Annotated in this window: 9 protein-coding genes and 4 pseudogenes; 2 read left to right on the top strand and 11 right to left on the bottom strand. The window is 40.6% G+C overall.

Annotation, left to right across the window (positions count from 1 at the left end):
- Window positions 1-316: 316 nt before the first annotated feature.
- Window positions 317-2739 (bottom strand): annotated as a pseudogene (gene pbp1b, locus HSISS2_RS09930) (penicillin-binding protein PBP1B).
- Window positions 2740-2840: 101 nt separating this feature from the next.
- Between pbp1b and tyrS the strand changes: the two are divergent.
- On the top strand, window positions 2841-4097 hold the full coding sequence (gene tyrS / locus HSISS2_RS09935; protein ID WP_002887457.1) for a tyrosine--tRNA ligase: 1257 nt from the start codon (window positions 2841-2843) through the stop codon (window positions 4095-4097).
- A 166-nt stretch (window positions 4098-4263) separates the two neighbouring features.
- Here tyrS and ilvC read toward each other — a convergent pair.
- The 10 genes and pseudogenes from ilvC to HSISS2_RS09985 all read right to left on the bottom strand — a co-directional run bounded on the left by ilvC (window position 4264) and on the right by HSISS2_RS09985 (window position 16532).
- Window positions 4264-5285, bottom strand: a pseudogene (gene ilvC / locus HSISS2_RS09940) (ketol-acid reductoisomerase).
- A 74-nt stretch (window positions 5286-5359) separates the two neighbouring features.
- Complete coding sequence (gene ilvN / locus HSISS2_RS09945; RefSeq protein WP_021146579.1) at window positions 5360-5836, bottom strand: acetolactate synthase small subunit; 477 nt, start codon at window positions 5834-5836, stop codon at window positions 5360-5362.
- Entirely contained in the window at window positions 5829-7529 is a 1701-nt protein-coding gene (locus tag HSISS2_RS09950) for an acetolactate synthase large subunit (protein WP_021146580.1), read from the bottom strand. The genes ilvN and HSISS2_RS09950 overlap by 8 nt, the downstream gene beginning before the upstream one ends.
- Before the next feature lie 133 nt (window positions 7530-7662).
- Window positions 7663-9384 carry a dihydroxy-acid dehydratase gene (gene ilvD / locus HSISS2_RS09955; RefSeq protein WP_002887460.1) on the bottom strand — a complete coding sequence of 574 codons (1722 nt, stop codon included), beginning with the start codon at window positions 9382-9384 and terminating at the stop codon, window positions 7663-7665.
- A gap of 169 nt (window positions 9385-9553) precedes the next feature.
- A complete protein-coding gene (locus HSISS2_RS09960; RefSeq protein WP_008536092.1) occupies window positions 9554-11221 on the bottom strand; it encodes a DAK2 domain-containing protein in 1668 nt (555 codons plus the stop codon).
- The gene (locus HSISS2_RS09965) at window positions 11221-11586 is read right to left on the bottom strand and encodes an Asp23/Gls24 family envelope stress response protein (protein ID WP_002887462.1); all 366 of its coding nucleotides are present in this window, start codon (window positions 11584-11586) and stop codon (window positions 11221-11223) included. Before HSISS2_RS09965 ends, HSISS2_RS09960 begins: the two co-directional genes overlap by 1 nt.
- A gap of 111 nt (window positions 11587-11697) precedes the next feature.
- Window positions 11698-12983: pseudogene (locus HSISS2_RS09970) on the bottom strand (MATE family efflux transporter).
- A 59-nt stretch (window positions 12984-13042) separates the two neighbouring features.
- Window positions 13043-14527, bottom strand: a complete 1485-nt coding sequence (thrC, locus tag HSISS2_RS09975) for a threonine synthase (RefSeq protein ID WP_021146583.1) — start codon at window positions 14525-14527, stop codon at window positions 13043-13045.
- Window positions 14528-14689: 162 nt separating this feature from the next.
- Window positions 14690-15660: pseudogene (locus HSISS2_RS12260) on the bottom strand (hypothetical protein).
- Between the two features lie 29 nt (window positions 15661-15689).
- Window positions 15690-16532 (bottom strand): hypothetical protein, encoded by an 843-nt coding sequence (locus tag HSISS2_RS09985; protein ID WP_021146586.1) that lies wholly within the window; start codon window positions 16530-16532, stop codon window positions 15690-15692.
- Between the two features lie 196 nt (window positions 16533-16728).
- On the opposite strand from HSISS2_RS09985, the gene HSISS2_RS09990 reads away from it, so the two are divergent.
- The coding region (locus HSISS2_RS09990; protein WP_042767144.1) for a transposase at window positions 16729-17062 on the top strand (334 nt) is incomplete at its 3' end.

Below are 17062 nucleotides of genomic sequence, written 5' to 3' on the forward strand. Positions count from 1 at the left end.
ACCTGCTTTGCAAGTCGTGCACTTTAAATATTTGCCATTTTTTTAGTGCTTTATCCAATCAAATGCTAAATCTGACCACTCTAATAACAGATACTCAGAGATAGGGCAAGATGTGAATTTTTAGAACCTTTAAATATGCATTACAATGCTTGGAAATCCTAAAAATAAGCACAAAAATAGCAGCTAAATCTGACCGAAAAAACGTTGATTTAACTGCTGTATCTCTTGATTGGACAATATTTCAACCAAGTAAGACGACAAATAGTTGCCTATATTATACCTAATTTTTAGCTTTTTTGCAAGTTTTTGGGAGATTTTAATGACCTCCAAGAATACTAGACCAAGCCTTTTGATAGTCACTATCCGTTCCTCCGATAGCAAACTTGTAAGTGGTGTCGCCAGGCCCATTTTTGGCCCAGTAACTATCAACCATTTCACCACTTACGGAAACATTACGGCCATTGACCGACACTGTTGCTGGCTTAAGACCTGTTGATTTGAGCACACTGGCTTTTATGGCACTTGAATCCATGTTAAACTTATCACCTGTCTTAAAAATACCTGGATTAGCATTGTAGATAGCTGACGTTAAACGAGCCATATATTGGGCATTGTAGGTGTAACCTGTTTTAGAATCGGTCGGCGTATTATTGTCATAACCAGCCCAACCACCAAGGGTAATCCCAGGAGTTGACACAATCAGCCAAGCATCCGCAAAGTTATCTGTCGTTCCTGTTTTACCCATCCAATCGGCTGAAGCTGCTGAACCATTGACATTTTTCAATTCAGAATGGAACTGGGTCGTTGCCCCCTTAACGACAACTTCTTTGAGGAGATTATCCATGATACTTGCCGTAGCCCTCGAGAAAACTTGAACCCCTTCGGATTTATGCTGATAAATAACCTCGCCTGTACGATCAGTAATACTATCAACCATATAACCTTTTTCGTAGACACCACCATTTGAAAGCATCTGATAAGCATTGACCTGTTGGGCGACTGTCGTTTCAATCCCACCACCAAGAGGTAGACTCTCAATATTATAGTTAGCAATATTGTAACCCATCTTGGTCATATATCCCTCAACATCAACATCATTACGCTGAAGCATTTGGTAGGTCCAAAAAGCAGGAATATTCCATGAGGTATTAAGAGCCTCCTGCAGATTCATCATAGCCGTACCCTTATTACCATCGTGAAGAATCGGTGTCCCACCTGTAAAATTGGCTGGATAATTGGAAAGAATACTGGAGCTTCCCATCAAACCTTGATCAATAGCAATACCATAAGCGATAATGGGCTTAATAGAAGAACCAGGAGAACGTGCCGTATCAAAGGCATGGTTATTTTGGTTATTTTCATAACTACGACCACCAACAAATCCTAGAATTGCTCCAGTCGCATTGTCCATCAGTACATTTCCGACTTCAACGCCACTATTGCCACCTTGATCGAGTAGGCCACCATATTGACTAGCAGCATTTTGCATCGCATTATAGACGGCATTGTCAATTGTTGTCTTGACATGATAACCACCTGTTTGTAGCTCTCGAAGAGCCATCTCACGGTAGGTTTCCTTTGTCTTATCATTTTTTAACTCTTGACTTGATACCTTGTCACGCTTCACCAAATAATCATACATGACATCCTGAGCTTCAGACATGACTGAATAGTACAAATAGTCATGACTGACAGCATCTGGATTTTCTCCAGCCTTGAAATCTTTAGTAATATCATAATTCTTGTAACTATCGTATTGTGACTTATCTAGGTAGCCGCCTCGATAGAGATTGTAAAGGACATCTTTTTGACGCGCTAAGCCATAAGACAGGTCATTTGCGTTCTTGAGTTGACCATCTGCGGTATAAGGCGAATAGACAATGGGACTCTGTGGTAAACCTGCAAGATAAGCCGCTTGAGGAACAGTTAAATCCGCTGCAGAAACCCCGAAAATTCCTTGGGCAGCTTCCTCAATACCAGCGATATTTTTCCCCTATAGTTACGTCCAAAAGGAGAAACATTCAGGTAGTCGGTTAAAATTTCATTTTTTGAAGCACGACGCTCCAGTTGTAGGGCATAGATAATCTCTGCTGCCTTACGCTTAAAGGTCGGGGCATCTCCCGTGACCTGTTGCTTGATTAACTGCTGAGTCAGCGTTGAACCGCCACTTGAGGAACCTACACCTAACACTGATGACACCAAGGCCCTAAAAACCGCCTTTGGTACAACACCCTTATGCTTCTTGAAATTTTCATCCTCAGTTGCGATGATGGCATTTTTGACGTTATTAGAAATCGCATCACTTTCAATCGGAGTTCTCAATAAGTCCGTGTCAATATCTGCAATCTTCTTAGAGTCAGAATAACTCATCGAAGATACCAGACTAACCTCACTAATCTGATTCAACAAGGTTTTATCCTTAATAGACGGAACAGACTCAATTTGACTCCCCAAATAGCCCAAACCAATACCGGCACCAAACAAGGTAAGGACGATAATAACCACATAAAAGAAATCAGACAAGAGTTTTAATGTTTTTAAGAAAACATCGCCCATATCTAGGAAAGTCATCCGGTCCTCAGACGACTTCTTCGCTTGCTTGTGATTTTTCTTAGACTCAGTCACAAGCTTCCCCTCTCCTAAAGATTTCTCTCCTTTTTTAGACCTGAAACCGGCAAACTTTTTACGAATGGCTTGACCTGGCCGTCTAAAAAAATTTATTATTTTTTCAAAATTCATAGAAATACCTCAAAGCCTATTATAACAAACTTTGACAAAGCTTGCATAGGGTTGCTTTCTTTTGGTATAATGGTGCAGAATATACTTTACTGGAGAATATCATGACAATTTTTGAAGAACTAAAAGCACGTGGCTTGATTTTTCAAACCACAGACGAAGAAGCCCTTGTAAAAGCCTTTGAAGAGGGACCTGTGTCATACTACACTGGTTATGACCCAACAGCAGACAGTCTCCATCTTGGGCATCTTGTAGCCATCCTTACAAGCCGTCGCCTGCAATTGGCTGGACACAAACCTTATGCCCTCGTTGGTGGCGCAACAGGTTTGATTGGTGACCCATCATTTAAAGATGCTGAACGTAGCCTCCAAACCAAAGAAACGGTTGAAGGTTGGGTAGAAAAAATTCAAGGCCAACTCTCTCGCTTCCTTGACTTTGAAAATGGTGACAACAAAGCCGTTATGGTCAACAACTATGACTGGTTTGGTTCAGTCAGCTTCATCGATTTCTTGCGTGATGTGGGTAAATACTTCACGGTTAACTACATGATGAGTAAGGAATCTGTTAAGAAGCGTATCGAAACAGGTATCTCTTACACTGAGTTTGCCTACCAAATTATGCAGGGTTACGATTTCTATGAACTCAACGATAAATACGGTGTAACTCTTCAAATCGGGGGATCTGACCAATGGGGTAACATGACAGCAGGTACTGAGCTCTTGCGTCGTAAAGCAGACAAATCTGGACATGTTATCACTGTGCCACTTATCACAGATTCAACGGGTAAAAAATTCGGTAAATCTGAAGGTAACGCTGTCTGGCTTGATGCGACTAAGACTACACCTTACGAAATGTACCAATTCTGGCTCAACGTTATGGATGATGATGCTGTTCGCTTCTTGAAGATTTTCACTTTCTTATCACTTGAAGAAATCGAAGAAATCGGTAAAGAATTTGATCAAGCTCGTCACCAACGCTTGGCACAAAAGATTTTGGCTCGTGAAGTTGTGACCTTGGTACACGGTAAAGAAGCCTACGAACAAGCTGTTCACATCACTGAACAACTCTTCGCTGGTAATCTTAAAGCCCTCTCAGCACGTGACCTCAAAGTTGCTCTCCACGGTGTGCCAACCTATGAAATTTCAGCAGACGAAAATCTTAACATCGTTGAACTTCTCGTCAATGCCAAGATTTCTCCATCTAAACGCCAAGCACGTGAAGATGTACAAAACGGTGCTATTTATATCAACGGCGAACGTATCCAAGACCTTGATTACACGCTTTCAGATAGCGATAAAATTGACAACGAAATCACCGTTATCCGTCGTGGTAAGAAGAAAAACTTTGTCTTGACTTACTAATAAATACCAATTCTCACTCCTTAATGGAGTGATTTTTTACCTTGGACATTCAACTACAGGTGCACAATAAAAATAGTGGCTGCCTGCGCATCAACTCTCAATACTTACTACTTTCTTCAAGACACAAAAAAACCAGCACTAGGCTGGTTTTTTTGAGACTATCACATTAGTTATAAATCTTGAAAGCGTCGTCGTCGTTTTGACCAACGAATGGCATTGCTTTACGCAATTCAACACCAATCTTTTCAATTTCAAGTTCTTCAGCTTCTTTACGGTAAGCTTTCAAACGTGGGAAGCCAGCATCGTGGTCTTCAACGAATTCACGAGCAAATTTACCTGATTGGATATCAGCAAGTGCAGCTTTCATGTTTTCTTTGACTTCTGGACCGATGACACGTGGGCCAGTTACAAAGTCACCAAATTCTGCAGTATTTGAACATGATTGACGCATTTTCTTAAATCCACCTTCATAAATAAGGTCAACGATAAGTTTCATTTCATGAAGAACTTCAAAGTAAGCCAATTGTGGTGCATAACCAGCTTCAGTCAACACTTCGAAACCTGCTTCAATAAGGTGTGTCAAACCACCCATAAGAACTGCTTGTTCACCAAACAAATCTTCTTCAGTTTCTTCTTTAAATGTTGTTACAAGCAAGCCAACACGTGCAGCACCGATACCTTTAGCCCAGTCCATTGCAATGTTTTGAGCATTTCCTGTTGGATTTTGGTAAACAGCGTAAAGAGCTGGTACACCAAAACCTTCTGTATATGTACGACGTACCAAGTGACCTGGTCCTTTAGGAGCAACCATGAAGACATCAACATCTTCTGGAGCTTTAATGTAGCCAAAATGAATATTAAACCCATGGGCAAAACCAAGAGCTTTACCTGCACTCAAGTTTGGCGCAATTTCATCTTTATAGATGTCTTTTTGAATTTCATCTGGTGCCAAAACCATAATGATATCAGCCAATTTAGTTGCTTCTGCTACTGTGTAAGTATCAAAACCATCTTCTTTAGCTTTATCAAATGATTTACCAGGACGTACACCGATGATGACATCATGTCCTGAATCACGCAAGTTTTGTGCATGCGCATGACCTTGTGAACCGTAACCAATAACAGCAATTTTTTGCCGTCAAGTGCTGGTACTTTTACGTCTTTTTCATATTCCATTTGAACTGCCATAGTAATATGTCTCTTTTCTAAAAAAATATTTTATTGCCTTTTTAAGGCTGGGTTAACAAATTTAAATTGGATTTTTAATCACGGGTAAATCCAGTCGCACCCGTACGAGCGATATTCTTAATACCATAAGGTCGAATAACTCGTAGAAGCGCCTCGCTCTTTTCAGCATTCCCAGTCATCTGGATAGTAATAGAGCTAGGTGCCACATCAACCACCGAAGCACGGAAAGGTTGAATAATTGCCAAGATTTCAGCACGTTTAGAGGTTGGTGCTGATACCTTAACTAAGATAACTTCACGTTCCAAATGTGGCTGATCTGTAATATCGCGAATGCGAATCACATCAATCTGACGATTGAGTTGTTTGATGATTTGTTCCACCTCATTGTGAGAATTTACATCAATAATAATCGTAATACGTGAAACATTAGGATCCTCTGAAGCACCAACAGAAATACTTTCAATGTTGACTTGACGTCTTGAAAGGACACCTGTGAAGCGGTTAAGGACACCGGAACGGTTTTGAAGTTTAGCAGTTAACATTCTACGCATTGAACTTCACCCCCAACATTTCGTTATTACTCTTACCAGCCGGAACGATTGGCAAAACATGCTCCTTACGAGAGATGTCTACCTCTATGAACATTGGCACATCTTCCTTGATAACTTCCAAATCCTGATCAATTGTTTCTGGATTATCAAACTTATAAGACTTGATCCCATAAGCTTGAGCCATCAATTGGAAATCTGGAAGAGTTTCAAAGACAGATTCTGATGTACGTCCCTCATAGAAGGACTCTTGCCATTGGCGAACCATACCAAGTGAATGGTTGTTGAGCATGACAACCTTGATTGGTACCTTATAAATGTTCAAGATAGCCAACTCTTGGTTAGTCATTTGGAAACCACCATCACCAACAAAGAGAACAACTTCCTTATCAGGATTGGCAATCTTAGCACCAATGGCTGCTGGAACACCAAATCCCATTGTTCCTAGACCACCTGAGGTAACCAGTTGGCGTTCATTTTGGTATGGATAGTACTGAGCAGTCCACATTTGATGTTGACCAACGTCAGTAACCACAACAGCATCACCCTTAGTCAATTCACCGATACGTTCGATAACTGCCTGAGGTTGTACCATACGTTCTTTCTTGTCGTAAGAACGCACACGCTCTTTATCTTTCGTGACTTTTTCAATCCATTTTTCAGTGTTGTTTTTAACAACAGGTTCTGCTAAAAGCATCTCAAGAGCTTGCTTAGCATCTCCAACAACAGGAATATCTACAGCAATAATTTTACCAATTTCAGCCGGATCCACATCAATGTGAACGACCTTAGCATTCTTAGCAAATGTTTTAGGATTACCTGTTAAACGGTCATCAAAACGACAACCAATAGAAATCATAAAGTCAGCGTCAGTCATAGCAATATTAGCTGCATATGAACCATGCATACCTCCCATGCCCAAGAAAAGGGGATGGCTAGTAGCAATTGTTCCTTGACCTAATAGACTTGTAACAACCGGAATTTGGTAGCGTTCTGCAAAAGCGACTAACTCCTTAGCAGACTCAGAATAAGATACCCCACCTCCAGCTACGATAACTGGTTTTTTAGCTTTGCCCAACTGTTTCAAGATTTTCTTAATCTGCATTTCGTTTGGTCTTAGCGTTGGTTGGTAACTTGGAAGATAAATTTCAGGATCGTTAATATAATCCGTTTCCTTAGCTACAATATCTTTCGGAAGGTCAATAACAACTGGACCAGGACGCCCAGTCGTTGCAATATGGACTGCTTCCTTAATAATACGAGGAATATCAGCTGTATCACGAACTTGATAGTTGTATTTGGTAATCGGCATGGTGATTCCAACAATATCAGCCTCTTGGAAGGCATCCTTACCAATACCTGCTGTTCCTACCTGACCTGTAAATACAAGGAGAGGTACACTATCACTCATAGCATCTGCAATCCCTGTGATAGCATTAGTCGCACCAGGACCACTCGTTACCAGAGCAACACCAAGTTTACCAGTTGATTTTGCATAACCCTCAGCTTCATGCAAACTTCCTTGCTCATGACGAGATAAGATATGATTAATCTCGTCATTTTTATAAATAGCATCATACAAAGGAAGAACCGCACCGCCAGGATATCCAAAGATGGTTGAAATCCCAAGTTCAAGAAGTGTATCAAGAATCAAATCAGCACCAGAGCGTGCTTCTTCAAGTTCAATTTTCTTCACATGGACCTCCTTTAGTAGTTGGTTTTTCCGAATTGTCTAAAAATTCAAAACCTTGTATACTATGATAACATTTTTAACCAGATTTGCAAGGGGTTAGGAGAAAAATATCACAAACCCTTTGGAAAGAATGGTTTTAGTCCTTCTCCTGTGCTTGACGTTCTGCCTTACGCTCTTCAAACTCTTCATCACTCATCAATGTTCCACCGACATTAGCAGATTTGGCAAAAGCTGTGTAACGACGCAACCAACCACTTGAAATTTTTGATTTGAACGGTTTCAAGTGTTTACGACGTTCTTCAAGTGTTGCATCATCGACAAGCAAATCGATGGTACGATTTGGAAGATCAATCACGATTTCGTCACCATCTTCAATCAAGGCGATATTTCCACCTTCAGCAGCTTCTGGAGATACGTGACCAATAGCAATACCACGAGTCGCTCCTGAGAAGCGGCCATCTGTAATAAGAGCTACATCTTTACCAAGCCCACGTCCGACAATCTTAGATGTTGGCGCCAGCATCTCTGGCATACCAGGACCACCTTGAGGACCTTCGTAACGAATGACGACGACATGTCCCTTCTTGACAGTTCCATTGTCAATCAACTCAAGGGCTTGATCTTGTGAATCACAACAAATGGCTTTACCACGGAAAGTTTTAACAGATGGGTCTACACCACCAACCTTGATAACAGCGCCATCCTGAGCAATATTTCCGTAAAGGATAGACAAACCACCAACTGGTGAAATTGGATGTTCGATTGGATGAATGATTTCTTCATTTTTAATTTCAGCACCAGCCACATTTTCTTTCAAAGTCTTACCAGTGACTGTGATGCGGTCACCCTTAATGGCACCTTTCTTAATCAACTGATTAATAATGGCTGGAACACCACCAGCTTCGTGCACATCATGCATGGTGTAAACACTTGAAGGGGCGATTTTAGAAAGATAAGGTGTTTTCTTAGCAATCTCGTTAATGTCCTTGAGGTTATAATCAATTCCAGCTTCACGCGCAATAGCAAGCGTATGAAGAACGGTATTGGTTGAACCACCCATGGCCATATCAAGCGCAAAGGCATCATCAATTGCTTCTTTAGTCACAATATCACGTGGGCGAACATTATTTTTGATGTTGTCCATCAATTTTGTAGCTGCTTGACGAACCAATTCACGACGTTCATCTGAAACAGCTAGGATAGTACCATTACCTGGAAGTGCAAGACCCAAAACTTCCATCAAACAGTTCATTGAGTTGGCAGTAAACATTCCTGAACATGAACCACAAGTTGGACAGGCATTTTTTTCCAAATAATCGAGCTCTTTCTTGCTCATATCTCCAGCCTGATAAGTACCTACAGCTTCAAACAAACTTGATAGCGTAGCCTGATGACCAGTCATGTCAACGCCACCCTTCATAGGGCCACCTGAGCAAAATACCGCTGGCACATTCGTACGCATAGCCGCCAAAATCATCCCTGGTGTAATCTTATCACAGTTAGGAATATAGAAAACCCCATCAAACCAGTGGGCGTTAATAACAGTTTCTGCAGAGTCAGCAATTAATTCACGAGAAGGAAGGCTGTAACGCATCCCAATATGCCCCATGGCAATCCCATCATCTACACCAATTGTATTAAACTCAAAGGGAACACCACCAGCTTCACGGATAGCTTCTTTAGCAATATCTGCCAATTCACGTAAGTGAACATGCCCTGGAACAATATCAATATAGGAGTTACAAATAGCAATAAAAGGCTTTTTCATATCCTTGGAAGATTTAACCTGTCCAGTCGCATACAAAAGTCCACGTGCTGGCGCCTTATCAACACCAACTTTAATCATATCACTTCTCATGATGTTACCTTCAATCTATAAAATTTCTCACATCATATGTTACCACTTTGCAAAGTAATGTCAAGGAATTTTCAGAATATTTCTGTAATTCCGAAAAAGCGTTCCTGCTGTATCGAAATCGACAAAACAAAAAGGAAGCCCTAAGACTTCCTAAATGATTATTTCAAAATTACTCAACGCTAAAGATATATGGATATACTGGCTGATCACCTTGGAAGATTTCAACTTCAATATCTTCGTGTGCTGCTTCCAATTTATCAGCGATTGTTTGAGCTTGTTCTTTATTTCCTTCTTCGCCGACATAAATCATAACAATTTCGCTATCTTCGTCAATCATCTTGTCAAAGGTATCAAGAAGGGCTTGATCCATATCTGGTGTAGACACAAGAATCTTACCATCAACCATACCAAGGATGTCATTTTCATGAATCTCAAGGCCATCAATAGTTGTGTCACGTACCGCTAAGGTCACGCTACCACTTGTGACGTCTGAAAGACTAGCTGTCATCGCTTCAACGTTAGCTTCGATACTTTGGCTAGGGTCGAAAGCAAGCAAGCTTGTAAAGCCTTGTGGAACTGTACGTGTTTCAACAACTGCCGCATTGACATCTACTACTTCAGCAGCTGATTGTGCCGCCATAAAGATGTTTTTATTATTTGGCAAGATGATAACATTCTTAGCATTAACCTGCTCAATAGCCTTAACGATATCCTCTGTTGATGGATTCATTGTTTGACCACCTGAAATCACATAGTCAACACCTTGAGATTTGAAAATATCTGCAAGTCCATCACCAGCAACAACCGTGATAAGGGCAAAATCTTTAGGAGCTGACTGCTCTGTTTGCACAGCTTCTTCTTTTTGCACTTGTGCATCGTGTTGGTTACGCATGTTGTCAACCTTAACTTTGACAAGGGCACCATACTTAAGACCTTCTTGCATGACAAGACCCGGATCTTCCGTATGAACATGGACCTTAACAATCTCATCATCGTTAACGACAAGGAGAGAGTCGCCAAGATTACTCAAGTAATTACGGAATTCTTCATAATCAAAATCTTTGACATATGTAGGTCCTTGTTTAAGAGCAACCATAATTTCAGTACAGTAACCAAATTTGATATCTTCGGTCGCTACATGACCTGCAACAGATTTATGGTGCTCAGCATTAATCATTTCAGTCATGGTAGCAGGCGTTGCTTGGAAATCCTCTGAAGCAATATACTCACCAGTAAGTGCTGACAAGAACCCTTCATAGATAAAGACCAATCCTTGACCACCTGAATCGACAACACCGACCTCTTTTAAAACTGGTAGCATTTCTGGAGTCTTAGCCAAGGCTGCCTTAGCTCCTTCAAGAGCTGCACGCATAACCTCAACAGCATCATCCGTAGATTCTGCTTTTTTAATAGCTGCTGTGGCTGCACCACGAGAAACAGTCAAGATTGTACCTTCAACAGGCTTCATAACAGCTTTATAAGCAACTTCAACACCTGATTGGAAAGCGCTGGCTAAATCCTTACCATCAAGTTCGATTTTGCCTTTGATACTTTGTCCAAAGCCACGGAACAATTGAGAAGTGATGACCCCTGAATTCCCACGAGCACCCATCAAAAGTCCTTTAGACAAGATTTGTCCAACTTCACCAACTGTTGATGCCGTCTGATCAGAAACAGCCTTAGCTCCGTTATCCATGGTCATACCCATATTAGTTCCTGTATCTCCATCAGGAACTGGGAAGACATTAAGCGAGTTCACATATTCTGCCTGCTTACCAAGACGAGTCGCCGCAGCCTCTACCATTTCTTGAAGCAAGCTTGTTGTAATTTTAGACACTAGTTTTCTCCTACGACTTTGATGCTTTGAACGTAAACATTAACAGTTTCAGCCTTGATACCCAATTGATTCTCAAGATTGAATTTTACACGTTCTTGAATATTTTTAGAAACCTCACTGATCTTGACACCGTAACTCATGACAGTGTATACATCCACAGTGATACCTGCATCAGTAGATTTCACGACAACTCCTTTTGCGTAGTTTTCTTTTCCGAGAAGTGCTTGAAAATTATCTCGGATAGCACTCTTACTTGCCATACCGACAACGCCAAAAATTTCTGTTGCTGAACCGCCAACTACTGTTGCGATGACATCATCTGACAATTCGATTTGACCATCTTTTGTATTGATTTTTACAGTCATAATTACTACCTCAAAAAGTTTTTATCAGCTTATTTTACCATATTCAAGCCCACTTGTAAAAAATAAGAAGGAGATACCCCCTGTAGAGAGCATCTCCTCATCAATTTATCATTAAAACTGTCTCTTTATGAGATAACGACGGTACATCACGTAGAGGAATATCGCACGCCATACATTATCAACAACTGTTGCAATCCAGACACCTGCAAGACCCATTCCCAGACTCACTCCAAGGAAGTATCCTGAGAAAATTCGGATGACCCACATCCCAATAGTCGTTGCATAAAAAGGCATCTTAGCCTTACCCAGACCTTGCCAAACTGCTGTGTAGACTAAAGTTCCCGAAGTCACAGGATTCCCCAGAAAAGAATAAAGAATAACTACCTGACTAGCCGCAATAGCTGCTTTATTATCTGTGAAAAGGCCTGACAAACCATGACCAAAACCTAAAATAATTCCCGATACCAGAACCATGAGGACAGTCGAAATCCAGTAAGATTCTCGAATAATACGCTTCATCTGCGCCTTATCCCCCGACCCAAACTATTGGCAACTAGAATTACCGTCGCTGTCGCTACTCCCATACCAGGCATGTAGTTAAACTGGGTAAGGTTTTCACCAATGGCATTACCACCGACAACAGCTGTACCAAAGGTCACAATAATAGCCACGATTACCACATCACCAGCACGCATCATCAGTCGTTCACCTGCAGCTGGCAAGGCAATCCCCAACAACTCCTTGTTCAACGGTTTAGTGACCTCAAACTGCTTCACATCCAATTTCATGGCTGTCCATAGAATCACTGTCCCAACCAGACGAGAAAAAACCGTTGCTGTCGCAACCCCAATAATCCCCCAATGACCAACAAATATGGCTAAAGAGGATAAAATAGCATTAAGCACATTGGTCAAAAGACTGACAACCATGGAAATACGAGGGCGTCCCTTGGCTCGTAGAATATTACCAAAAGTGGTCATCAATCCTAGAAAGACGACTCCCCCACCGACAAGTGCAAGGTAGAGACTACCAGCCTGAGTCACCGATTGCTCAGTACCTAAAAGATTTAGAATGGTTCCTCCACCCAAAATCGAAAGTAGACCAAGAACCAAACTAAGGGCAAGAGTAATAATGATAGCATCCCAGGTATCTCGGTTGGTCGCTTTGACATCACCTTTTCCTAGACTTCTAGCAATGACACTAGCACTTGAGGCCCCCAAGGCAATAAAGATAGCCTGATAAATGGTAATGATATTATTAGCCACGGAAACCCCTGATATGGCGACAATACCAACCTGCGCCACTAGATAAGAATCGACAACCCCCATCAACATTTGTAAAAGGTTCTCAGCCATAGCCGGCAAGGCTATATTTAGAATTTTCTTTGTTTCTGTCATAATATTCTCTTTTACATTGATAAAAATAGGGCTGATTTCTCAGCTCCTATTTTTTATTCTTATAAGCCAAGATAGCTTTCAACTGCTTTTTGCATATCAGCTGCCGCAACAACTGTTTTATGGCGAACTTCTGCACGTTCAAGTCCATCTACAGCAGCTGGGATAGCTACACCTGAAAGTTGGTGCAAATCTGCTACCGCTTTGAAGTCATCTCCACTGTCTTTACCAGTGACAGCTGAGACAGCTACACGTGGGAATTTGTAAGGGCTAGCTGTTGAGGCGATGACTGTTGGTGTGTGATCATCTGTCTTTTGAACATAGGCTTCGTAAACCGCTGAGGCAACTGCTGTATGAGGATCTTCAATATATTTGTCTTCCTCGTAAACACGTTTGATTTCAGCAGCTGTTTCATCCTCGGTCGCAAAACCAGCTGCAAACAAGTCTAAAATATCTTGATTTGCATCAGCCAAAGTATACTCACCCTTAGTCACAAGCGCATCCATAAGTTCTTTAGTCTTAGTTGCATCATTGCCAAGAAGGTGGAAAATCAAGCGTTCCAAGTTAGAAGATACCAAGATATCCATTGAAGGACTTGTTGTCACCTTGAAGTCACGTTTCTTGTCGTAAGTACCTGTTGCAAAGAAGTCTGTAAGAACATTATTTTCGTTAGAGGCGCAGATTAACTTGCCAACTGGGACACCAATTTGACGTGCATAATAGGCTGCCAAGATGTTACCAAAGTTACCTGTTGGTACTGTAACGTTAATCTTATCACCGTTTTGAATATGACCCGACTTAACCAATTGTGCATAGGCATAAACATAGTAAACCACTTGTGGTACCAAACGGCCAACATTCATTGAGTTAGCTGATGAAAATTGCGTTTGATGAGCCAACAACTTCTCACGTAAATCAACATCGTTAAACATGCGTTTGACATCTGTTTGGGCATCATCAAAGTTACCATCAATAGCAATAACATGAGTGTTCGCACCTGTTTGAGTAGTCATTTGTAGTTCTTGGATTTTTGAAACACCATCTTTTGGATAGAAAACAATGATTTCAGTTCCAGGAACATCCGCAAAACCAGCCATGGCTGCCTTACCAGTGTCCCCTGATGTCGCTGTCAAGATAACAATCTTATTATCAACACCTTGTTTTTTAGCTGATGTTGTTAGTAAGTATGGCAAAATTGACAGTGCCATATCTTTGAAGGCGATAGTAGAACCATGGAAAAGTTCAAGATTATAATGATCCTTAAGTTTCACAACAGGAGCAATAGTAGCCATGTCAAACTTGTCATCATAAGCATTTGTGATACAGTAATCCAATTCTTCTTCAGTGAAATCATCCAAGAAAGCTGACAAAACCAATTTAGCAACTTCTTGATAAGAAGCGTCTTTCAATTGGTCAAAGTCCAAAGCAACCTCAGGGATTGACAATGGTGTAAACAAACCACCATCTGTTGCCAAACCTTGAAGAATAGCCTGGCTAGCTGTCACTTTATTATTTTCATCACGTGTTGATTGGTATACAAGTGTCATGGTAAATCCTCTTTTTTAGATAGTCTTTGGCTCCATTGTAGCATAATTGTCAGAATATTTCTACACATATTGTGACTTGTGCAAAAAACATTCGGCTTTCACTTGATGTACAGGATTCAAAGACAAGAAAAAATCCGGAATTTTTCTATTCCGGATTTTGGTTTAAAATTTATCTTTAGTGTCATTCTCAGTTGAGAAGGTCATATCTTTTGACTTACCATCACCACTAAGGATGACTTTTTTATCCTTCTTGGTAACTTTTAGCTCTTGGCCTTTTTTCACATTTAGACCATCGATATCAACATCTTTGTTGACAGAAGTAATAGTCATCTTATGCCCTAAACGACTAACCTTCCCTTTAAAGAGGGTCGTTGTAGTTTCACCTGTCTTAGAATCATACTTTTGACCACTATCTTTAGCAGCCTTTTCAAGAGCTTCATCAAGTTCTTTCTCTATGGTTTCCTCACTGTAATAATTTTCGAAGGATTCTCCATAAAGGTCTTTAAATAAATCGCCAAAGGTTGAAAAGGTCTTTTGAACTCTCTCACGGTAGTCTTTGATATAGGTTCCCTTGTCAAACGTAAAGCTTGCAGTCACCTTCGCATTGCTACCCTTTGCCTTCATGGTTACAGCAGTTTTTGTAATATATTTTTCAAGTTCTTTACTATCCACATCGGTCAAACCTTCGGTCATACTTGAACTATATTCTCTACCTAGAGAACTGCTGTACCACTTACCGTCAATATTGCCTGTCACATAACGGTAGCCTGTAAAGCCACCAACACTTAATAGGATAAGAGCTACGGCTGAAAGAACAGAAATTATGATAAATTTTTTCTTTTTAGCATCTAAGCCTTTTTAGGAGCCATATTGGTCACAGCTGCTTGCCCTTCTGGAAAAGCAACTGTCGCTGGTGTAGCTGTTACTGGTGTTCCTTCAATTGATGCAGGATTAGCATTTGTCTCAACGATTTCTGCCTCAACCTTAATGGGTTCAGCTGTAGCTGTTTCTTCTGCTTTAACTGGCTCCTCGTTAACAAACTCTCCAGCCTTCAAAGCATCCGCCATCTCCTGCACACTCGGCTTACGTCCATTCACCGTTTCAAAATAGTCCAACCATTCCGCTCTTGTCATCTATATTCCCCTTTAATTACATTTTTAATTTATTTTCTGGTAAAGTTAATGTCACCAAATTCACTGTGTGCTTTGATGACAAAGCCACCATTGTTAGGTGTATAGTCTAATACGTCACCTTTTTTAAAGACATCTGAATCTCCAGCACTAGCTATTGTGATTGTTTGATCCCAACGGTTTATGTCACCCATGAAAGCAGTTGTTGTTACTTGACCTGTTTTAGAATCGTAAGTATAACTCTTGGGAAGTTCTTTTTTTATCGTCGAATCAAACTGTTTGTAGTAATCTTTTTCTGACAATGAATAACTATCAAACACCTCTGAGAATTCCTCCCCGTACTGACCTTTCAGTTCATTGACCCTACTCTTGTAAGCCTCGTAAAGACCTTTTCGATTATAGATAAAACTCACCTCTAATCGGGCTTTATTATCAGTAATGCTCATCGCTGTATTGATATCAGTGATAAGGTTTTGCCCCTGTGGTAAGGCATTACTGATCTTTTGCTTAGCATTGGCAGTATCTTTTAGAGTAGCCAACATTTTCTCGCTAAAAGTCGGGCTTATCCAATCACCCTCAATACTAGCTGCTTGATATCGGTAGCCCATTACCGCAAAAACAATCAAAAGTATGGTGAGTATTGCTGCAATTACACCTGATACCATTCCCAAAATATTCTTTGAAGTTACTGGCGCTTTTGATTCGTTCATCTTTTGACCGGGATTGAATTGAACACTCACTACCCTATCAGCATCAAACTCTCTAAACTTATTAGTCGCTCTATTCCCTTCTATGGAGGCCCTTGGAGGCCTCGTTTCACGAGGCTTGAGAGAATGTGCTGTATCACCCAAACTAAGCCCTTCTTCTTTTGTCATAGGAATCTCCTTATTTTGCTGTAAGGCTATTATAACAATTCTTAAAGCGATTTGCTATCTTATTCAGGGAAGTTCTTAATTTTTAATTTAGGTAAACACTCTAATCTAATAACTTTTTAGCCAAAAAAGTAGCCCTTATATGAACTGCACCCCAAAAGTTAGACAGAAAAAATCTAACTTTTGGGGTGTTTTTACTATGAAATTGAGTTATGAAGATAAAGTTCAGATCTATGAACTTAGAAAACAAGGACAAAGCTTCAACCAACTTTCAAAAAGATTTGGTGTGAATGTTTCTGGTCTAAAATACATGATGAGATTGATTGATCGTTACGGAATAGAAATCGTTAAAAAGGGGAAGAATCGTCACTATTTCCCTGAATTAAAACAAGAAATGATTGATGAAGTTCTTCTTGAAGGTCGTTCACAAAGAAGTGTTAGTCTTGATTATGCCCTCCCAAACCAAGGAATGCTTCCAAATTGGCTGGCTCAATACAAGAAAAACGGGTATACTATTGTTGAGAAAACAAGAG

This window comes from Streptococcus sp. HSISS2 (assembly GCF_000448665.1).
GTDB lineage: Bacteria > Bacillota > Bacilli > Lactobacillales > Streptococcaceae > Streptococcus > Streptococcus raffinosi.

Coding starts and splice junctions, on each gene's coding strand:
- tyrS (WP_002887457.1), top strand. CDS start 2,841: ATGACAATTTTTGAAGAACTAAAAGCACGTGGCTTGATTTTTCAAACC.
- ilvN (WP_021146579.1), bottom strand. CDS start 5,836: ATGCGTAGAATGTTAACTGCTAAACTTCAAAACCGTTCCGGTGTCCTT.
- ilvD (WP_002887460.1), bottom strand. CDS start 9,384: ATGAGAAGTGATATGATTAAAGTTGGTGTTGATAAGGCGCCAGCACGT.
- HSISS2_RS09965 (WP_002887462.1), bottom strand. CDS start 11,586: ATGACTGTAAAAATCAATACAAAAGATGGTCAAATCGAATTGTCAGAT.
- thrC (WP_021146583.1), bottom strand. CDS start 14,527: ATGACACTTGTATACCAATCAACACGTGATGAAAATAATAAAGTGACA.
- HSISS2_RS09985 (WP_021146586.1), bottom strand. CDS start 16,532: ATGACAAAAGAAGAAGGGCTTAGTTTGGGTGATACAGCACATTCTCTC.